At 43.6% G+C, this 21,688-nt stretch carries 18 protein-coding genes; 6 read left to right on the forward strand and 12 right to left on the reverse strand.

The features are described from left to right. Positions 1-10: 10 nt before the first annotated feature. From A4V03_RS10090 to A4V03_RS21025, 11 genes are all read right to left on the reverse strand, one after another. Positions 11-877, reverse strand: a complete 867-nt coding sequence (locus tag A4V03_RS10090) for a Fe-S cluster domain-containing protein (RefSeq protein WP_065538793.1) — start codon at positions 875-877, stop codon at positions 11-13. Positions 878-884: 7 nt separating this feature from the next. After that, positions 885-1,310, reverse strand: coding sequence for a SoxR reducing system RseC family protein (locus A4V03_RS10095; RefSeq protein WP_065538794.1), 426 nt, complete (start codon positions 1,308-1,310; stop codon positions 885-887). 235 nt (positions 1,311-1,545) lie between these two features. Beyond that, the gene (locus tag A4V03_RS10100; protein ID WP_065538795.1) at positions 1,546-3,099 is read right to left on the reverse strand and encodes an ATP-binding protein; all 1,554 of its coding nucleotides are present in this window, start codon (positions 3,097-3,099) and stop codon (positions 1,546-1,548) included. A gap of 38 nt (positions 3,100-3,137) precedes the next feature. Next, the gene (locus tag A4V03_RS10105; protein WP_065540368.1) at positions 3,138-4,712 is read right to left on the reverse strand and encodes an ATP-binding protein; all 1,575 of its coding nucleotides are present in this window, start codon (positions 4,710-4,712) and stop codon (positions 3,138-3,140) included. 128 nt (positions 4,713-4,840) lie between these two features. Next, the gene (locus A4V03_RS10110) at positions 4,841-8,056 is read right to left on the reverse strand and encodes a DUF4906 domain-containing protein (RefSeq protein ID WP_065538796.1); all 3,216 of its coding nucleotides are present in this window, start codon (positions 8,054-8,056) and stop codon (positions 4,841-4,843) included. Between the two features lie 44 nt (positions 8,057-8,100). Further along, positions 8,101-9,195, reverse strand: a complete 1,095-nt coding sequence (locus tag A4V03_RS10115; protein ID WP_065538797.1) for a hypothetical protein — start codon at positions 9,193-9,195, stop codon at positions 8,101-8,103. After that, the gene (locus A4V03_RS10120) at positions 9,192-10,208 is read right to left on the reverse strand and encodes a FimB/Mfa2 family fimbrial subunit (protein WP_065538798.1); all 1,017 of its coding nucleotides are present in this window, start codon (positions 10,206-10,208) and stop codon (positions 9,192-9,194) included. The genes A4V03_RS10115 and A4V03_RS10120 overlap by 4 nt, the downstream gene beginning before the upstream one ends. A gap of 10 nt (positions 10,209-10,218) precedes the next feature. Continuing rightward, entirely contained in the window at positions 10,219-12,204 is a 1,986-nt protein-coding gene (locus A4V03_RS10125; protein ID WP_065538799.1) for an Mfa1 family fimbria major subunit, read from the reverse strand. A 54-nt stretch (positions 12,205-12,258) separates the two neighbouring features. Next, positions 12,259-13,692: a DUF3868 domain-containing protein gene (locus A4V03_RS10130; RefSeq protein ID WP_065538800.1), complete on the reverse strand. Its 1,434-nt coding sequence runs from the start codon at positions 13,690-13,692 to the stop codon at positions 12,259-12,261. A 14-nt stretch (positions 13,693-13,706) separates the two neighbouring features. After that, positions 13,707-14,294, reverse strand: coding sequence for a DUF3575 domain-containing protein (locus tag A4V03_RS10135; RefSeq protein ID WP_065538801.1), 588 nt, complete (start codon positions 14,292-14,294; stop codon positions 13,707-13,709). A gap of 567 nt (positions 14,295-14,861) precedes the next feature. Beyond that, the gene (locus A4V03_RS21025; RefSeq protein WP_167371340.1) at positions 14,862-15,002 is read right to left on the reverse strand and encodes a hypothetical protein; all 141 of its coding nucleotides are present in this window, start codon (positions 15,000-15,002) and stop codon (positions 14,862-14,864) included. A gap of 164 nt (positions 15,003-15,166) precedes the next feature. Between A4V03_RS21025 and A4V03_RS10140 the strand changes: the two genes are divergently transcribed. Together A4V03_RS10140 and A4V03_RS10145 are read left to right on the forward strand one after the other, a co-directional pair. Further along, a complete protein-coding gene (locus A4V03_RS10140) occupies positions 15,167-15,790 on the forward strand; it encodes a BT4734/BF3469 family protein (RefSeq protein WP_065538802.1) in 624 nt (207 codons plus the stop codon). A 20-nt stretch (positions 15,791-15,810) separates the two neighbouring features. Next, on the forward strand, positions 15,811-17,673 hold the full coding sequence (locus A4V03_RS10145) for a DUF3987 domain-containing protein (RefSeq protein WP_065538803.1): 1,863 nt from the start codon (positions 15,811-15,813) through the stop codon (positions 17,671-17,673). Between the two features lie 127 nt (positions 17,674-17,800). Here the strand turns inward: A4V03_RS10145 and A4V03_RS10150 are convergent, their stop codons facing one another. Continuing rightward, positions 17,801-18,019: a DUF4248 domain-containing protein gene (locus A4V03_RS10150; protein ID WP_065538804.1), complete on the reverse strand. Its 219-nt coding sequence runs from the start codon at positions 18,017-18,019 to the stop codon at positions 17,801-17,803. 221 nt (positions 18,020-18,240) lie between these two features. On the opposite strand from A4V03_RS10150, the gene A4V03_RS10155 reads away from it, so the two are divergent. The 4 genes from A4V03_RS10155 (at position 18,241) to A4V03_RS10165 (ending at position 21,476) form a co-directional block, all read left to right on the forward strand. After that, entirely contained in the window at positions 18,241-18,729 is a 489-nt protein-coding gene (locus A4V03_RS10155) for an HU family DNA-binding protein (RefSeq protein WP_065538805.1), read from the forward strand. A gap of 261 nt (positions 18,730-18,990) precedes the next feature. Next, a complete protein-coding gene (locus A4V03_RS20760) occupies positions 18,991-19,098 on the forward strand; it encodes a smalltalk protein (RefSeq protein ID WP_157448000.1) in 108 nt (35 codons plus the stop codon). Positions 19,099-19,102: 4 nt separating this feature from the next. Next, on the forward strand, positions 19,103-19,516 hold the full coding sequence (locus tag A4V03_RS10160) for an N-acetylmuramoyl-L-alanine amidase (protein ID WP_065538806.1): 414 nt from the start codon (positions 19,103-19,105) through the stop codon (positions 19,514-19,516). Positions 19,517-19,784: 268 nt separating this feature from the next. Further along, the gene (locus tag A4V03_RS10165) at positions 19,785-21,476 is read left to right on the forward strand and encodes a transposase (RefSeq protein WP_065537976.1); all 1,692 of its coding nucleotides are present in this window, start codon (positions 19,785-19,787) and stop codon (positions 21,474-21,476) included. The last annotated feature ends 212 nt before the right edge of the window (positions 21,477-21,688 follow it).

Consider the following 21,688-nt stretch of genomic DNA (forward strand, 5'->3'; position numbering starts at 1 on the left):
TATTCTGTTATTATTCTGTTACTTTCGGAGCTTCCGCCACTTCTTCCACTTTCGGTTTCCGTGGCGGGAAATTCAACTCGACAATGCTATTCTGCGGACAAACTTCCACACATTTCCGGCAAGATTTACACTTGTTCGGATCAATGTAAGCCAAGTTGTTTTCCAGCGTAATAGCTTCGAACGGACAAGTCTTCACACACTTGCCACAGCCGATACAGCTCACTGTACAAGCCTTACGTGCCACTGCTCCCTTGTCTTTATTCACACAAGAGACATACACGCGGCGTGACTTCTTTCCTTGCGGACGGATTTCGATGATCGCCTTCGGACAAGCCTTCACACAGGCGCCACAAGCGGTACATTTCGCTTCATCCACTTCCGGAAGTCCCGTTTCAGGATTCATGTGGATGGCATCGAACTGACAAGCCGCCACACAGTCGCCACACCCCAGACATCCGTAACTACATCCCGTTTCCCCACCATACAGCGAAGCGGCAATAGCACAACTCTTCGCACCATCATACTGGTTGGTACGCGGACGATTAGCACACGTTCCGTTACATCTTACCACTGCTACCATCGGTTCAGCTTCACCGGCTGCAAGTCCGAGGATATCAGCAATTTGTGCCATGACAGGTTGTCCACCTACAGGGCAGAATTTACCATCCAGCGAACCGGCTTTGACGCAAGCGTCGGCAAATCCGCTACAACCGGGATAGCCACATCCACCACAATTAGCCTGGGGAAGCACTTCTCCCACCTGAGCAATCCGCGGGTCTTCATACACGGCAAATTTCTTGGAAGCCACATAAAGAATAGCGGCCAGCACGAGCGCTATAGCTCCCAATGAAATCACTGCAATCAGAATCAAATTCATAATGTTTTTAGTTATTTATTGGTTTTATAGTAAATGAAAATTGTTGTTTGAGTCGCGTTTTATTGAGCCACAAAACGAAATAATAAGGTATAAGGACAGCCAGAGAAAGAAGTGCTACATACAACTCATTCTCTATCCACGCCATCAAAATAAACAATGAAAATATAAGAAGTACGAAAGGAAGTACGAAAGCCAATGCCACTGCCATCATGCCCATCGACGTTTCACCGACCACCATCACCTTCTCTCCCACCTGATAGGAAGGAGCCGCGGTATCTATAATATCTATGATTTTGTCCTTACTATCCGCCGAGGAACAATGCCCCTTTGCGCTACAAGCCGCGCAAGCCGATGTTTGGACAATCCTCACCAACAGATGAGAACCTTGTATGTTTTCCACAATACCTAGATGCTTTATAGTATTATTCGTCATTTTGCAAACTCCGCATTACAAATCGCGGCAAATTTAATCATTATTTATGAACTACGAAGCATTCCTCCCACTTTTTCTACATAATAAATTGTTATTTTTTACGTTTTCGTTATCGCACACGGGAAAGATATAGCTACCATTTAATATTTTCCAAAAATGGCAAATAAACATTTTAAACAAGAAAATCCCGGCCGTTTTATTTATTCAGCCGGGATTTTCTGTCGTTATTTCACCATTATCCCACTATCCATCTCTCAATATTCCGCATTTTCGCGTTAAAGTTCACTCCTATTTTAAATAATCGGCGATTGCCATCGGCCTCAAAAGGAAGTGCATAATGTTTTTCATTGATTTGTCGTAAGGCATCTTCCGCTGTCCCGTCAAATTTGAATTCGATCACATAAACAAACTTATCAGTTTGCAGAACTAAATCGATACGCCCTTCACTTGTGTGGTATTCCGCTTTCACATAAAACCCGACCAACTTAAAGACAATAAAAAGTACATTTTGATAATGCAATTCCAAATCACGGATAAGTTCATAAGGAGTATCAGCAAAGAAACTCCGGAGACGACGGAAAAAAGAATCATAATCTCCGACACGTATTTCACGAACAAACTTCTGTATTTCAAACTCCGATTCTACCGCATTGGTGTTTGCATAAAAAGGAAGCAAGAATTTAATGAACCCTTCCTCTACTTCGCGATTCGGGAATCCTAAACTGTAAATTCCAAATTCATTATCATATCCTTTGATAGTGAGATAACCGCTCTGATAAATGACCGGAATGGGATTGTCCGATGTCGAATCAATACTGTTCAATACAGCGGCACTCGTTTCCTCATGTGCCATACGCCCCAAGTCATAATGATGTTTTTTCAGCAACTCCACTAGATAAGTAGGAGTTCCCGTTTCAAACCAATAGTTACCGAACTCTTTATACTTAAAAGTATTAAGCAAGCTAAACGGATTATATAGTCCGATAGAATTGTATGTAAAATGATAGCCATCATAGTATTCCCTCAATCTATTGCACAGTTCACCATAAGTCAGTTTCTTTGCATCCGCCAGTTCATGCAGTTCAATTTCGAGATTATCATGCAGTTCTTTTTCAGAAACTCCGCAAATATCCACGTATTGCTTCCGCATTGAGATGTCATCGAGATTATTTAAATCGCTGAACACGCTTACCTTACCGAATTTCGTCACTCCCGTCAAAAATGCAAACTGAATACAGCCATCCATGGTCTTCAGCACACTATAAAAAGCTTTCATAGTATTACGGAATTCCTTCTGAAGTTCCTCGTTACCTATTGCCTGCAACATGGGTTTATCATATTCATCAATCAGGATGACAACCCGTTGCCCGGTTTGCTTGTAAGCCCGTTCAATAAGACCGCGAAAACGCAATGCAAAAGTTGTTTCTGACGGAGCGGTGCCATACAGCTGTTCCCATTTCTCCAATGTGAAATTCAATATACTATCCAGGCTCTCCCGCGTATCATACTTCTCCGTATTCAAGTCCATATGAAAAATAGGATATACAGTCCAATCCTTTTCCAGCTTTTCCATGGCCAAGCCCTCAAAAAGCTCTTTCTTGCCCAAGAAATACGCTTCAAGTGTAGATATCAACAGACTTTTCCCAAAACGACGGGGACGACTCAGGAAATAATAACTGCCTGTCTTCACCATCTGATAAATCAAAGCAGTCTTATCAATATAGAAATAACCGTCTTTCCGGATTTTTTCAAAGTTCTGTATGCCGATGGGGTATATCCTGTTACTCATGTTTTTCCTTTTCTTAAACTATAATAATTACAAAACAACTATGCATACGTTTCTCTTGAAATCATCCAATCAGCTATCGTCCGACTCTCCGCACTAAAATTAATTGCGACCTTTACCACCGGAAGCCCACAAAGAGCAAAACGCTCGGAATATTGCTGCAAGTTAATCTGATTCATAGCAGCCTCTGCACTCTGATTCAATTTCAGTTCTACCAGATAGAGAGTAGTCTTCGTGCGAAGTACCATATCCACTCGTCCCTTCAGCGTACGTACCTCCACATCGGTATAAATACCCAGTAATGAGAATATCACATAGAGCATTTGCTGGTAATGTCCTTCATAATCCGTGTTGTCACAATAGGGCACAGTAGAAAGGAAAGTCTGAAGCAGCTTCAACGCTTCATCCATATCCCCCCGCACAATGTTACGCGCCAAATTACGCACCACACTGTTCACCTCATGACTGTCACTTTTCACATAAGATGGGATCAGGCTTTTCATCAGACCGACACGCACCTCTTTGTTTGGAATATCAAGCATATATGCGTCAAATTCCAAATCCGCCCCCTTTATCGTAAGGTAACCAGCCTGATAAAGCAACGGCATATAATTGGTAGCCAACTCTAAAGGTACGTTAAAATCACTGGGCGACGCTTCCTCGCCACCAATTTCCGATGGCAATACAGCATATTTACGCAGCATCTCTATGATATAAGTGGGCGTGCCGCTCTCAAACCAATAAGAGCCGATCTCTCCCAAAGCCATCGCTTTCAGTAAACTGAAGGGATTGAAAACATCGGGCGACGGCCACGAAAAATGATAGCCGTCATAATTTTCCTTCAGTCTGTCCAGCATCTCTTCTGCAGTGATTCCCAACCGGATGGCCAGACGCTCTACATCGGGAGCCATTTGAGTACGGAGTTCTTCAGCAGTGATACCGCAAATGGCAGCATAATCAGGCAACATGCTCACATTGGTGATATTATTAAGTTCACTGAACACACTAAGTTGCGAAAACTTGGTTATACCCGTAAGAAAAACAAAGCGTAGATAAGGATCACATGCCTTTAACGGACTGTAAAAATTACGCATCACATTGCGCAACTGTGGCAGATTTTTCTCCTCATGAACCACATCGAGCAGAGGAGCATCATATTCGTCTATCAAGACAACCACTTTTTTACCGGTCTGCTTGTAAGCGCGTTTTATAAGTCCCTCCAGGCGCTGATTCACATACTGTTCCTCCTCTACACGTCCATAAATCTCCTCATAAGCCATGAGTTTCAATTCCAGTTCTGCGTTCAGTTGTTCCTTGTCCACATGTTTAGCGGTACTCATGTCGAAGTGCAACACCGGGTGCTTTATCCATTCCGTTTCCAGTGTCTCTATAACCAGCCCCTCAAACAAATCTTTCCGTCCTTCGAAATAGCAGTGAAAGGTGCTGGTAAGCAAAGATTTCCCAAAACGTCGGGGACGGCTTAAAAACAAATATTTAGAGTAAGAGTGCGTCAGGCGATACACATATTCCGTCTTATCAATATAAAGATAATTACCTTCCCGTATCTCCGAGAATGTCTGTATCCCAATAGGGTATAATCTTTGCAAATCTTCCATATCAATCATATTTTTCACAAAGCTACAAAAAATATCCGTGCAAAAAAAAGACAGGCGGGAAACTTTTCCCGCCTGCTGCTCTTTGACTTTATATGGTTTTCACTTGTTGATTTCAACTCACGTTGATCCTACTTATCTTCTACGCAACGGATAAAACAAGCATCTTTTCCACCATTGGTTGCATAATAGGTGATGGGATAGAAATCAAAAGTAAAGTAATTGAAATCCCACCCAGTTGTAGTCCCATCTCCCGGATTTTGAACATCTACATAATTGCTCAACCAGTAGAGTGCTCCAGGACGCATATATACGTCATAGAAAAGGGGGACACCCTGGACACCGTCAGGGTAGACAGCACCAACAGGTCCTTCGGGAAATCGGTCGTCTCGAGATGCTGCATATCGTAATGTGCCCGGACCTTTGGCATCTTTATTTTTTCTATGTCCGTATCCGGAAGCCCCAATAGGAAAGAACAGATTTTTTCCAGTTTGTTCATTGTAGACAAAACAACCACGCATTCCACGTTTTGTATTATTGTAGTCATAACCGTACGCTGCAACTATATCATCTTCAGTGCTTGTCGATTCATCTCCATATAGTATACCATATCCTTGTTTGATGTCTCCATGGTCATATAATGCTTTAAAATCGGCATAAGAAGCAATTCTTGTATTTGAAGGAAGCTGCGATTTATCGACAAATGCTTTTCCGATATCAGTGTTTATCAATTCTACAGGTTTTATCTCTTCCCATGACTTCTCTTCGTTTGTGCCAGCAATGGGCAATTTCCTGGTTCCTAAGCCTTGAAAAGATTCCGGTGTAACGTCTACCCAATATTCCTTAGGGTTCTTATTAGCGAGTGCGTCAATTGGATCGGTCAGGTTGCCCCATTTGAACAACGAACCTTCTTCCAACGGAGAAGCAGTTTCTGAGTCTTTAGTCTTCATATTGTACGCATGCCATTCGGTCCCTCCATCAATCAATGCATCGGGAGCATCTCCTTGACGTACAAATATTAAGTGGTAGCAAGTATAGTTGTGATACTCTACCCGTATGATGGCATATCGATTTTCATTCTCTCCGCAGCTGCCATTAAAGTCAATTCTGAAATCTATATTCGAACCGGTTTTTCCACAAACAGTGTCGTTTTTTACTTCATTATTATCTTTGCCGCCACCTAAATTGACAAATTTTTCATCCCCACGAACCACATAAGCTTTCCACGGACCTTCGGAAGTGAATGCCTCAAATTTTGTTCCATTCTCTTGAGATAATCGTTTCAATAACACATCGAATCCTGCGCTATTGTTATGACTGCGCCAAATTCCTTTGGGATTAACAACACGGCGCACTTGATAAATAACCGGGTTTTCATTCCCTTTGACGGAGTTTGTAACGGAAGAATTTGTAGAAATCGTTTTCCATACTGTACCGTCCGGATTCAATAACGTCGCTTTTATCTCCACTTCCGATCTGCGTTGATAGGCCACATAGGGATTATTCCCAGTATATGCGGTTGCCTTAATTAGCTGTTTGGCGCGGGTGTACATAGGAAGCAGCACATGATATATGCTATCACCTTCTTTTCTTACTTTGTATTCTCCGTCTTTTTCCTCTCCTGCTTCACCAAAGAAACTATGTTCCTCTTCGTCTGTAATATCTCCGATGGGATATGTGCGTTCTCCTCTTTTATGCTCTTCATAATAAGATTGGTTGGAGGTTGCGGTATACGGAGAGGTACCGGTTATAAACAAATCCTTGGTCTTACGCAGGGACAGAAAGCCATTCCACGGGTTGGCATTGGCTATATCCATCTGATAGTAATAATCGAAAGCTTTTAATGCGTCGTGGGGACCCCATCGGTTGTCTACAATCCTTGCCTCTATTTTACCCAGTTTATGTCCTCCCGTTTTGACTTTCAGCGGCAACATCATCGAATGATTATACAGATAAGAGATATAATAAGGGTTCGGCACCTCAATACCTGGTTCAGGCTCTTCATATTCAATGTGCCAGTCGGCATCATTGGCATAATTCTTGAATTTCAGTGTGAGTTTATAATGATGGTTACGCTCGGCGTTGTAGTCGGTCTTTTCATCTTTTCCAAGCATAAAACGATATTTGATATTCCCGCTTCCCACTTTTTCAGGATTGACGGAAACGTAATAAGCATCCACTTCGATGTAAGTGCCATAGGGCATGGCGTCTTTCGGCCGATAGTTGGGATATTTGTCCGGATGGTCGGGCAATCCGGGAAAGTCTAATTTCCCGTCCCCATTTGCATCCTGGCGTTTGTCGGGACCTATTCCTTGCATATTTTCAAAGAAAAACAAGGAGTTGGCAATCTCATCATGAGCTTTCTCTTCCGGATAACGAGGTTGACCTGTGGTCAGGCGCACCGGATAGGATTCGTCAAAAACGGTCGGTTCCGCTCCTTCGTAATATTTTATCACCTCGCCACCAAGCAAATCCGAGTTCAATTGATAAGCAGGTTTATCACTATCCCCTTCACTTCCTACATTGTTTTCTTTGCCTAAGTAACAGTGAGAAGGAATATCTTTGATTTGCACTGACTTCAAGTAAATGAAAACCCCCTCTTTCAGTCGGCTTGCATCATAGGCAATGGTTATTTTGGAAGCGGCACGACGTATCCACGCGTGCAGCTTCATTCCTTTCTTATTGATGGTAACAGGCGAATCCTGCGTGTTGCGATTTGCTTTTTCAGGAGCATTTTCTTGTGTAGTGAAGTAACCAAACATTTGGTTGTTGGCCGTAGCTTTTGTTTTTTGGTCTGTAGCTTCTCCTTCTGTTGAAGTCCATTCCGTCTCCCATTGCAAATCGATGGATTTCAGTCCGTCGGCTGTCTTTATAAGTTCTTTATGAACTTCCGATGTAGCGAGATTGCCCATATTGGCAACAGCATACATATAGTAACGACCGTATGGAATCTGAGACAAATTAAAAGTGGCTCGTTTGGTTCGGCTTTCCGCTGTTTTGTTACCAGTTGCATCTGCATCTGATCGGTCTATATCGCTGACGTTGAATGTACCGTCTTTCTCTTCTGCCGATACAGTTCCTTCCGGCAGGAGATAGTAGGATTTCATAAGACCTCCTTCCATGTCATACAGCAATATGCAAAGATTGTCGATATCCTTGATTGCATCTCCTGCCGTACGGGTTTTCACATCCAGCGCCGAGCGGAGAGGAAGAAACTCCACAGTCGCAGTTACGCCGGTTTCTCCTTCTGGCATTTGTTCGCCTTCGTTGTTCAACCAATCGTCCGTACAGGCTGTCAGGGCAAATGCCAGCACGGTTAATAGACTATAAATAATGTTTCGTTTCATTGTTTCCTGTATAAATGTTGTTGTAAGGAAATCCGTTTTTTGTTTTATAATCCGAAATCGGGTTCCAGTTCGATTTCGGTATAAGGACGGACGTCTACTACACAGTCTATATCTTGTTCATTAATAGTCACATTAACCACCACATGAGTATTGCGTGGTAAATGTGGCAAATTAGGTAAATAGCTTTTTAATTCTGTTCCATTGATTCCCAACGTCAGTAGATAGGGATTATCCCTGTTTTTGTCGTCTTTATGTTTTCCTTCTAACAAATAAATCGGTCGGTCGTCGTTGGTTTTGGTTCCTCCAATTGGCAACTGACCTTTGAACAACGCTGATGCATCATACGTATAATACCCCGTATTGGTAGGAACATCAAAACTTGTAATGTCTTTGTATGTCTTTCCATCTTCTGTCTCTTTTTCCGTATATATCGCATTGCGTGGAAGAAAATATTCTTTTTGTGCCATCTTGTCTATGGACAGTTGGGTGATGTTGAGGGGTTGCCCACTTTTATTGGTTACATTGAACGTGAACTTAGTAGTAACCCGTGTTACGAACAACTTACATTCGTAATCCTCATTTTTTACATCTATCGTATGACATTCGCTCATTGGCAACAGCCCATCTATCTTTTCCGTGTTGTCGTTTAGTTGGATAGACAAATCGGAAATAACTCCTGTAGGAAACGGACTGCCGAGTTGAATTTTGCTGAAATCATAGTTTACCAGTTTGCGTTTTGCGGGAAATCCCGATGTTGTCATTTCCGCTCCTTCATTTACAAGCAGATAAATCCGTTTTTTTTCGTTGCTGACTACTTTCATCTTTTCGATATAGTAGTCTGTAGAAGGTTCGGATTGCAAATTATAGATTCGGTTTTGTTCTACTATATTATCCGTATCCGGATTGCGTACGACGATAATACGCAAACTTTGTATCTTCTCATTATCATTGATTGGAGGGGTGGGATAAGTGTCATTAGCCCGTGTTCCCGCCTGCGAAATATCGGACAGGGCAACGCTGATGTTCAGATTCACCAGCATTGCCTCACTGCCGGACATTTCAAGAACCGCATCATGGCTACATCCTCCACAAAAAAGCAGTGCAAACCACACTATGATAATATGTGCGTATTTCTTCATTGTCCTATATTGTTGATTCTTACAGTCCAATCGTTAATCTTAATGTAAGTTTTAATCCATTCAAGATTTGGGCTTAGGAAGAAGATCATCGACCATTCGCTTTCACGGTCGAGAAATTCCTGCGACTCCATGCTTGCATATAAATCACTTTTGAGCATCAGCAGATAGTTGATGAGCGGAATGTCTACAATGTCCTTACCATCAGACTTGCGGCGGATTTTTAATTGGGGCGAATGCCAGTCACTCACCATCAATCGCGAAATAGATAATTCGGCGTATGCAGCTATCACCTCTTGTTCATCATCGGTGACTCCCGCCGAAACTTGTCCTTGCGACCAAGGAGTGTATGTCACCATACCGTTTGCGAGCAAGTTGTTGTCGTAATTAAACAAAGTATTATCATCAGTAATTTCAAACTCAAAGTCTTTATCGTCTACCGGTTCACCACTCATCTGTTGCAATACGATACGCACATTGTTGGTGTTCTTCATCATTTCGACAGTGCCTTCGCTATAGAGGTCGGCAGTAGCAAGAATGAGTTCGCCCCAATACAATCCATGCAGGTTTTTGCGTAAAGGATTAGTCAAGCATTCTTCATCCAATTCTACCCGTAAATCGGTATATTGTGTTCCCCCTTTAGGAGTATGGTTCATCAGGAAAGAACTTTTTTCACAAGCCAGACCGCCGTAAGCCACGAAATGATAATTCCCTTTTTTGAGGTCCAGTTTCATTCGGTAGTTCTCATCCTGCAACTCCGTGCCCGTTACAATACGGGTATCCACATAATTGCCTTTATCATCGTAAATCAGCAACGTCAGACAATCCACTTTTTTGGGAAACGCATTGGCATATTCCATGTTGTAATCGTAGATGAAGCGCAACGATACACCGTGCGGACACGGGTCGAGATCTTCATAGATACGCTCGCACGAAGAAAAGACAATGTTTACCAGTATGATGCCAAGCACCATACTGGTAAACTGTGAAATTATATTTCGTTTATTATTATGCATTTTTTATATCTTAGAATTCAATGTTATTGATGCGAACCACCCACGGTAGTACGTCCACTGAAACCGTCAGGTAGATATCACCTCTTTCGTCCGGTATTTCAGGAGTCGGGTTGTCCGGATCGTTGTCGGAAATACGTGGATGACCAAGACGTGAAATGTTGGTAACGGCAAGTTTATAAACGTTATTGCGTACTACGGCAAATTCCATAGGGGCCATTTGTCCATCTATACCATTGTCATTGTGACGATTCCAATAATAATAGTAGCAATAATATCCCCATCCTCCTTGTTCATCATGACTTGACTGATAAATAGTGATACCGGCACCGGTAGCTGCTTGTCTGAAAGCTTTCAGCTTGTTGTCAAGTGGTTTGCCAGCCTGGTTCCAAATATTCCATTTGTAGTTGGCGCAGGTTGGATCCTGAGCACTATCATCGCCTGTTTCACCTGTTCCACCTTCGCCGTATACAGCTACATAAAGCGGGTTCGAACGGCTCCAGGTTTTTGTTTCTTCATTGTATGCAACAGCCTTTACCGCTTTGAGTACATTGGGCCAACTTACATACAAGTTGCCACCAAACATATAGATAATAGGATCTTTATAGGAGTCTTCCTTTAAATCATCGGCAGTATAATTCAAAACTTTCGCCAAACGTTGGGTCATTTCATCAGTGCTGTTAACAGCATCTTCGGTTGCTATCATTTTTCCTTTGAATACAATTCCGGTGGTGATTCCGTTTACTTGATTTGTCACAGGACCGGGAATTGTATTTTCGGTCACATAGCGCCAGATACGATAGTCACCATGTTGTTGATTACTATTCCAACTATTATCGTTATCAGCTTCATTGCCTAAAACATCATTGATTAAATAGGTGTCCCAAGAGTCTTGTTTAGTATTATCTATCGAACCGTCTTCTTGGAAAAGAGGATAATCGAAATGATTTTTCAATTCATTTGTTTTGATGCCTATCGATTTTTCAGTCGCCCATGCATCTACCACATAATTGCCTTCGAGTGGATCACCCATACCATCCGGAGCGGTAAACCAAGGTTTTTCCGGAGCACAAAGTTCTTGTTTAGTTGGCAAACCGTCATTAGAAACTCTACGCAAATAATGGAACGCTTTATTCATGTTTACCAAAGCCATTTTGCCTAATTGTACATTTACGATGTACTTGCCCAGAGTTCCGTCCGGTGCAATATCCTGTACTACCGGATAGGTATTTCTTCCTTTAGGGCTAGCGTCTTTGAAATCAAAGCGCGCCATTGCGCGTTCCACTTTTACAGCACCACCCACACTGTTGTCTACTTGCGAATTACTTCCCGCATTGTTCATACCGGAAAGATTAAAAGGATTGGCTTCACTATATAGCAACCAGTCATTCATCGTATTAGGCAACTGGCGTTTAGCTATGACATAGTTTGCCATCAAGAAACTACCACCATCACTTGGCTCCCATGTTTTATCTATTTCATCACCTTTACAGAGTTCATTGTACCATGTCACATTTTTATATTCGGCATTACGAATGATATCTATCAGATGATCGGTCGGATTACAGAAAACAAATACATTTACTTCTTTCTTGTTGGCAGGTGTATCTTGGTCATCATAGAATTGTGCCAACTGTGTTTTGGTGATTTCGGAAGTTCCGGTATACGCCTGTTTGTTGGCCGATTGTTTCATTTTGTCCGACATATCGCCAAAAGCTATAAATGCATTATCGGTGCTTCGGGCAAGTACAATATACATTCTTTTCACATTGTTTTCATAGTCTTGACCGATTTCCACTCCGGCATTGCTACCACCGTCTTCATCGGTATGGCTACGACTACCAGGAGCAGATGGCATCGTCACTTGCACTGTCATATAAGCTTTCTCTCCTTCATATATAGTAGGATCAAAGTTTGTTTCGCCCAATTTATCATCAGCACAACTTGCTGTGAAAGCCACGGCTAAAAGGCCTAATAAAGATTTGCTAATTCTTTTCATAATCTGAAAATATTGAATGAATTAATTATTTCTATGATTTATCGTTACATTCTATCAGAGTTTGATTTCCTCAATTTGCCTTAACATCTTTTCTGCATCCGGCATTCCTTTGCGCGCAGTTTCTTCAAACATTTTCTTGGCTGTGTCGAAATCCTTGTTCAAAGCAGCAAGCGTAGCACGTGCATAGATAGCCTGCGGTGAATCACCGGCTTTCTGCAAGTAACGTTCGGCACTTTTAAGTCCACCACGACTCATGGCGATATTGGCTGCATTGAGGTTGGCCACTTCATCGTCGGGGAACATACGCACAGCGATGTCGAATGTTTCGTTATACTCCTCACTGCCTGTTTCCATTTCTTGTGCAGCAAGATACATTTCATTGAGGCTTAACTTTTGCGGCTGTGTCTTGATAAGACGTTTAATCTCTTCCACATCCGTATAAGCACGCACTTCATACTTCACAGCATAGTCCGAATGGCGCAAGCCCGGATAGATGTTCTTCAACAACCAGGAGTAGTCGGCAGGATAAGTCTTTTTGATTTTCCATTCTTTGGCATCCGGCTCCATGTTGCTGCGAATCAAAGCGAGGATGGCATCGCGGTTCTGCAAGTCGGAGTTCTCGACGGCACGTTCCAGCCCTGCCCAGTCTTCGGGTTCGTAGTCGGTGGAAATAATGGATTCGGGGAAGTTATACTGTCTCTGTACATATTCCTTAAGCGTCTGCGTACGTCCTTTTGCCAACCGTTCGTTGTTGGAGTATGGGCTTTCGGGCGACGCATATCCCTTAATGGAGAGGGCTATGATGCGGGTGTCGGCATCGTTGCGTACAGCATCAATGGTAGAAAGAATCTTCTGCAATTCCACTGGATTACGGCGGTAGTCCTCATGTATTTCCGTACGATTTACAGGGAAGTCGATATAAGCAGAACCTTCCAACACATTGATCTTCGGTTCGGCTTTCGGGCGTACATATATATAAGAAGGCACAAACGCCTTCGGTTCAAGACGGAGCGCCAACAACGGTTTGTTTTCGCCGGCAAGCGTCTCTTCACAACATCCGCACACTTCATTCAGGGTAACAAGTTTGGATGTATTCATCCATTTTTCATAAGGTACCACTGTACGATATTCCACTACCGATACGTCGCTGCGACGGTATATTTGCGTAGTCGCCGGTCTCAAGTTATCATTGCGTAAATGATGGTAATACCGGTTACGTCCGGCAATCATCACAGCAGGCAGGCTCAACGTGTGGTCATCACTTGCCAATGCCGGCATAAATATCACTTCGCGATTGCTCTTAACCTCCAAACCGGATACGTCTATATCCATCGAAATGAAGAGTTTGTCATCCGAACGGGAAACGAAAAGATTTCGCACTGTCACTTGCCCATTCATAAGCGGCTGTCCTTTTACACCAGCCACACCAAGTAGTGACAACAAAACACTACCTGCTATTTTAGCTATTTTATTATTTATTATAATCATGACTACAAACCGAATTAAAATGTATAAACCAAATTAACAGCCGCTTTTGTGGGACCAAAATAGTTGTGCGATTTTCCTTTGACAAGTTTGGTGCCGCAAGTTGCACATGGATAGACATCATAGCGTGTATAAACCCAGCCCAGCCCGAGTTCGGTTTCCAAATTCCAATGCTTATTCAATATCCATGCATAACCGTATGCAATGCCGGCACCGGCAAACCATCCTTGGTAACGACGGTCGGAAACTACAGAGAAATCTGTGCCCAGAAAAGAAAGGTTGTTTTTCAGACCGCCAACGTTATATTGGCCGCCTAAAGCATGGGCACCCACAAAATGACCGGCAAAACGGTCGCAGAACCAATAACGCGCTTCCGGTTGCAAAAGCCAGTGTTTCCACTTCCGCTCATGGGAAAGCGTCCACCCATTGTAGTCGGCAGACAAATCGAATGTCCAGCGAGGGGCCAATCCTACCTCTACGCCTGCATTCACATTCAAAAACGCATCATACAGAACATTAGTCTTAATTGCTACTTTCTGTGCTCTTGCCACCGAACAGAACGTCCCCGACAAGGCTAACAACAGAAATAAAGTCGTTCGTTTCATCTCAAGTGTGTATTATTCAGTTTAACTTTAAATCCTTACTTATTATACTCTTTATACTCTCTTAATTCCCCCCTAAAGTACATACCACATGTACTAATAAAATAACATCGGACAATCTTCCGAATGATAATATAATATACACGACACTTATGCTTCCCTATATTAAAATTAAGAGAAGCATCAAGCAACATAAAAAATCAACACCTCTTCATTAGAGATATATTAATTTACAGGCAAAATTACATAAATTCCTCAAAGTAACAACATAATGCAGTATTTTTTTTTTAATCATCTCAAAAAAAATCAAATAAGATAACTGCCATGCACTCTTCCCCTTATCTTTTATAAGACCACCCCGATTCGTTCATAAAAAAAGCAGGCGAGAAAATCTTCCCGCCTGCCTTTTTTATTTCACCTGCTTTTCATTGTGTTCTTCTCTCTTCTCTTTTTCCTTCCGATACCTCATGTATAGCTGTTTCCACCTGTTCAAAACCCTCTCGATTTCCTCCTCGTCAAGATAATCAAAACAGAGTTCCACCACTTTTAGGTAATTACCCAATGAGCAATCTAGCCCTTTTTTAACTCATTCAAAGGATCATGGCCGATTCCCAATGCCTTGCACACATTCTTATTTGTCAAACACGTGCGTTTAAGCAACTCACTAACGCTAGCTCCTAATGCTGCGTAATAGTCTTTTTCTTTTTTCATACTTATTTATTATTAAAATTACACCATAATGGTTAATTATTTTAACTTTCATCCTGACATATCAGGATGATGCTTATTTTATTTCTACTACATTTACACCATGTTTCAAAATGAACACATATATGATGCAAAGTAAATAATTAAATTTTTAATAACAAAGAATTATGCCAAACGATTACAGAATGTCCTATTTCATGCCTCCCATCGCCCCTATCAAAGACAAACAGGGACAAATACTCACTCCCCCCACACTTTCCCCCTTCTGCGAAGTCTGCATTGAACAGGTTTTCCAGATGATTACCAGCAACGAAGACCTCAGGCTCCTGACCGAGCAAGTACGCAACGCACCGGACATACGCATAGCAAAAACAAGGCTTTTGCCCTATGTAACTCCCTGCGGCACCTTCTCCCGCCGCAGCGGCAAATACTTCCTGTCCCCATCGGGGCTGGTGATAGTGGACCTGGATCATTTCCGCTCTTACCGGGAAACTGAAGAAATGCGCCGTGTATTACATGACGACCCGCTCCTCCGTCCCGTACTCACGTTTATCAGTCCCAGCGGACTGGGTGTAAAGGCCTTTGTCCCCACCTACCATTTATCCACGGCAACTGGCGGCAAACAAATCACAGAATGTATGAGTTGGGCAATGCAGTACGTAGAGACAGCGTATAATACAGAAACATCTGTTTCCTCCGAAACAAAGACCAAAGTAGATTTCTCCGGCAAAGACCTTGTGAGATCCTGCTTTCTTAGCCACGACCCCGAAGCTTTATTCAGAAACATCTAACATAAGAAAATTAAGAAAAAATGAACAACATCGAATCACTACGCCGTCTCACCGAGACAGTTGAAACAGCAGGAGCAGACATCGCACCCACTTACATCGAATACATACAACTGGCATTTGCCATCGCCACAGACTGCGGCGAAGCCGGGCGCAATTATTTCCACCGTCTCTGTCGCCTGTCTGCCAAGTACCAGCGCGAACACACCGAACGGGTATTCTCCAACGCGCTCGCCACAAAACATGGTGACGTACATCTAGGCACGGCTTTCCACCTTGCCGGAATCGCAGGAGTCGAGCTCCATCAAGACAGCGTAATGAACAAGCCGAAGGGTACAAAGGGTACAGAAGATTCAGGGGCAACTTTTTCCACACACACGTGCGCGCGTTATAAGGTAGACAATGACGAAAATACCGGAAAGGAGGAAAATACCCAAGAAGAGGAAAGAGAAGAAGAGGAACTTCTCTCGGGCAGCGAACCGAAACAACAATTGCCCACCTTCCCCAAAGCCGACTGGCCCACACTCCTACAACGTATCATTGCCTATGGCAAAAGCGACGCCCTGAAAGACGTTATGCTTTTAGGAGCATTGACAGCCCTGGGTGCAACCATCGCCCCACACTTGCGCTGTTCCTATAGCGGCAAATTCCTGCATCCCTGCCTTCAGTATTTTGCCATCGCTCCTTCCGCTTCCGGCAAGAGTATCCTCTCTTACATCCGGCTGCTTGCCACTCCCATTCACGACGAAATCCGTGCGGAAGTGGCAGCAAAGATGAAAATCTACAAGAAAGAGAAAGCCGCCTACGAGGCATTGGGCAAAGAACGAGCGAAAGTGGACGCACCGGAAATGCCCGCCAACAAGATGTTCATCATTTCGGGTAACAACACCGGCACAGGTATCCTGCAAAATATTATGGACTCTGACGGAATAGGATTTATCTGCGAATCTGAAGCGGATACCCTCTCTACCGCCATCAATGCAGACCATGGACATTGGAGCGATACCCTCCGCAAAGCCTTCGACCACGACTGCCTGTCTTACAACCGCCGCACCGACCAGGAATACCGTGAAGTGAAGAAAAGCTACATCTCCCTCAACATTTCCGGCACACCGTCGCAAGTGAAATCCTTCATCCCCACCACGGAAGACGGAGCCTTCTCCCGCCAATTGTTCTACTACCTCTACGGCATCGACCAATGGATCAACCAATTTTTGGAAGACGACCTGGATCTCGAAGAAATCTTTACCAACCTCGGATTGGAATGGAAAAAAGAAGTGGAACAGATAAAAGCACATGGAATACATACGCTCTGTCTTACCGAGGAGCAGAAAAAAGAATTCAACACGCAATTCTCCCACCTCTTCCAACGCTCGAGCATAGCCAACGGCAGGGAGATGTACAGCTCCATCGCCCGCCTGGCTGTCAATCTATGCCGCATCATGTCGATAGTGGCCCTGCTGCGTGCCCTCGAAAACCCGCATCCCTACCAAGTGAAGAACGCTCCCTCCTCGGGACTGACTCCGGATAAGGGCATTCCCGAAGATAACATCAAAGACAACATCATCACCCGTTGGAAGCTTGCCATCACCCCTGACGATTTCCACGCAGTGCTCCGTCTTGCGGAACCGCTCTACCGCCATGCCACACACATTCTCTCGTTCCTTCCTTCCACGGAAATCAGCCGGCGTTCCAATGCCGACCGCGACTTCCTCTTCTCGCAGTTGGGCGACCGTTTCACTCGTGCACAAATGATAGAGATAGCAGAATCCATCGGAATTAAGAAAAATACCGCCATCACTTGGTTGAAACGACTGACGAAGCGAGGCATATTAGTGAAGGGAGATAGCACCGGAGTATATGAACGCGCATGTGTGCGTGTGTGAGGGAGCCCCGAAAAAGTGTACCCACTGTACCCCCGCCGCAAACCAATAACGGTACAGCGTTTTACGGATACTAAAGCGGCGCTTTAGAGAGCATAAAGCTAAGCTTTAGCCCTCTTAAAGCACCGCTTTAAGGTTCTCCTAATGCATCCACAATCACCCTCACCTCCAAAGGCGTATATGAACGGTGCTCCGGTTGATAGCCCAAGTCGTACAAGCGTTGCAGCAGTCCGGGACACCGCTCTATCCACTTTTTCATTTTTCGGTAAGCGGCAATATCAGTAAGTTCGGGAGAATAGAGTTGCGCCAGTTCCATGCGCCCGTAGGCACGTATTCTGAATTCGTTCATGATGGATAAGAGTTTGATTTAATGTTACAAATATAGCAAAATAGTTGCACATACGCAACGCTTTCCGGTTGAATAACCGACGTTAACTGCACATAACTGACAAGTAACGGACATAAATGCATATAAGCGATTTTCCGGATTTTCGGCAGCCTATCTTTGTATCGTCGGAAGGGAAAAGAATCCCGAAGACACGATGTTTTAACCTTTTAATTTATTGTTTTATGATTCGTTACAAAATTTATCAGAACCAGCAGAAGAAAGGCTTGAATGCGGGTAAGTGGTTCGCCCGTGCAGTAAGCGATGAGACGTTTGATTTGGCAAAGCTTGCCGAACACATGTCGAAGCACAATTCACCATATTCCGGTGGTGTCATCAAAGGTGTGCTTTCGGATATGGTAGATTGTATCAAGGAGTTGTTGCTGGACGGCAAATGTGTGAAAATTGATGATCTTGCCATTTTTGGTGTGGGTATTCGCAGTAAGGCAGCCGATACGCTGGAAGAGTTCTCGTTGGAGAAAAATGTTACTGGCATGCGTCTGAAAGCTCGTGCCACCGGTAACTTATCAACTACCAACTTGAAACTCGACAGTCAGTTGAAGCAGCTGGCGGAATATCAGAAACCGACAACTACCGGAAGTGGTTCTGATTCGGGTGATAACCCTGATCCGAAACCAGACGGAGGTGGCGAAGCACCCGACCCGGCTGCTTAAAAGATTCACCACTGATTACACCGGTTTCCACAGATTATAATTTAATTCAAGTTTCGCAAGTCGGTATATTCCGCATGGTTTTCCCTCCTTTCAAGAAGCTATGCAGCGTCCTTGCAAAACTTTAGTAATTTAATTGGCAGTCATTAAAATAGTCGATTATTTATTTCTGTGTGAGTCTGTGTAGTAGTGTGCATAGTTGCGTAGTTTGCAGCTTTGTGAGAAAAGAAAACTGTTATCCATTTATTTAAAACCTGTTATTGTATGAGCAAATCATCCTCTTCCCGCTCTGTATGGAGCTTCATTATCAAAGTAATCATCACCGTTGCCACCGCTGTTGGGGGCTTGCTCGGAGTACAAAGTTGCATATAGATCTATGCGAACTATTACACTGATTATCATTCATTGCAGTGCCACGCCGGAAGGAAAATCCCTTTCGGCGGAGGCTTGCCGACAAGATCATATCCTGCACCGTGGTTTCCGTGATATTGGCTATCATTTTTACATTACTCGCGACGGGGAGATCCACCGGGGACGTGCGTTAGAAAAGGTCGGGGCACACTGCCGTAATCATAATAGCCATTCAATAGGTGTCTGTTATGAAGGTGGACTGAATGCGGATGGCAAACCCAAGGATACTCGCACAATGGAACAACGGGGCTCGCTGCTTGCTTTATTGCGTGAATTACGACGGCAGTTTCCCAAAGCGTTGATTGTGGGACATCGGGATTTGAACCCAATGAAAGGGTGTCCGTGCTTTGATTGTGTGAAGGAATATCGGGATGTATAGCAACACCTCAGTAAGTACACCGGTTTTTGCCTTAGGCACATACTCCAACGAAGGTCGCATAAAAAAACTACACTCCCAAAGTTTTAGTGTCTAACTTTGGGGGTGCAGTTCACTAGCAAAAAGGGGGAGACTGTCCGAGAACTCCTCTTTAAACAGAGGTTTGTCGTTGTCCCTCCGCAATAGCCCCTGTTTGTAGCATGGTTTAACATTAGATATTCATGCTTCTCATTCATTTTTCTTATCTTTACCTAAGCTAAGAAACAGAGTTATGGCATATAAGAAAGGTGAAGAACGACAACAGAAAGTACTTTTCCCCGATTGCATAGACGACTATGTTGAGGAGGATGCTCCGGTTCGTTTGTTTGATGCATTCGTTGATAGTTTGGATATGGGCAAGTTAGAGTTTATACGGAACATTCCCAAAGCCACGGGAAGTCCCGGGTACGACCCTCGTGACCTGTTAAAACTGTATATTTATGGTTACTTTTACCAAGTGCGTTCATCGCGCAAGTTGGCCCGTGAGTGCAAATGCAACGTGGAGGTGATGTGGCTACTGGGCAAATTATATCCTGATTTTCGCACCATTTCCGATTTTCGCAAGGATAATAAGGATAGCATAACTAAAGTATTCAAGGAGTTCAATAAGTTCTGCATGGGGTTGAAGCTCTTCTCCAAGTCATACATATCTATTGACGGAAGCAAGTTCAAGGCTGTAAATGCCAAGGATAACAATTTTACGCTCAACAAACTTGACGACCGTATCAAACGTTTGGATGAACATATCACTTTATACATGGAAGAGCTTGACTCATGCGATCGGGAAGAAGGTCGCAAACTTTCCAGAGAAGAACTTGAGCACAAACTGAATGTCTGTAAAGAACGCAAAGCCCGTTACGAAGCATACCGCACTACATTAGAGGAGTCTAATGAAAAACAGATATCGCTTACTGACCCGGATGCAAGACTGATGAAAGCGAATGAAGGTTTCTGCGTAGGCTATAACATGCAGACGGCTGTTGACGCGGACAGCCACATGATTGCCGGCTTCCGGGTCACTAACAGTCCTACTGACCATGGCCAAATAACAAACGTAGCTACAGATGTGAAAAAAGACTATGGGATTGACATCCTTGAGACTACAGCAGACAAGGGCTATGAATGCCCCGAAGACCATACCGACGCACTTGCATCGGGCATTGTACCCAATGTCATCCGGCGTGACGGTGGCTGCACCGAGCAGGTTGAGTTTGAGTACATTGGAAACACCATAACCGATGAACAGAAAGTTAGTACCAACCCCGAGGACTTGAAGGCATGTCTTCAAGCCGGAGTAATTCCCGATGTCTACAACGGAATCTTAACTGATATGGAAATTGTTGAGGTAAAAAAGCGTACATTGCCGACATCCGATTCAGCAGTGCTGGACATGACTTCCGAACAAATGCGTGCCAAAGCTCTTGAAGGCTTCTTCGTTAGGGATGCCGAACGTAACCTTGTCTATTGTCCGCAAGGTGAGATTCTTAGACAGAAATCCATTAAACGAAACGGCAATATACGTTACTGCAACAAGTTGGCCTGCAAGAAATGCAAATGCAAGTGTACCATATCCAAGTTCAAGGAAGCGGACTTTAGTAAGGATGATCTAATAAAGGTTGCTGATACCCGAAGGAAACAAGATGCAGCAAATGACGGCAATGCGAATCTGAAACCAACAAGAATAACCGTTATGAAAAAGGTGGTACGCTATGTGCTACATCTTGACCAAAAGAAAATGGATAATCGCAAATGTTTGTCGGAACATCCGTTCGGGACAATTAAAAGAACGCTCGGATACTACTATTTTTTACTAAAAGGTTTTGCAAAAGTAGGTGCAGAGATGGGATTGCTCTGTCTATCCTATAACCTACGTCGTGCTATAAGTCTCAAAGGTGTACCCGCACTGCTTGCCGCACTCCGATAAAAGACTTGCCGAGGTGCACATCCTTACGAATATAGGTAATAACCACATTTTAAAGTGCATTTTAAGCTTCTAAAACCGATTATCATGAGAGAATTTATTCTTTCAATTGAAAAACAAATTCCACCAGATAGTCTCTACGACCTCAAATCCGCTGCAAGAATGCCATCCTACAGCGAAAATCAGAGTTCTCGGACGGTCTGGGGGGGCGCATT

Source organism: Bacteroides caecimuris (assembly GCF_001688725.2).
In the GTDB taxonomy this organism is placed as follows: domain Bacteria; phylum Bacteroidota; class Bacteroidia; order Bacteroidales; family Bacteroidaceae; genus Bacteroides; species Bacteroides caecimuris.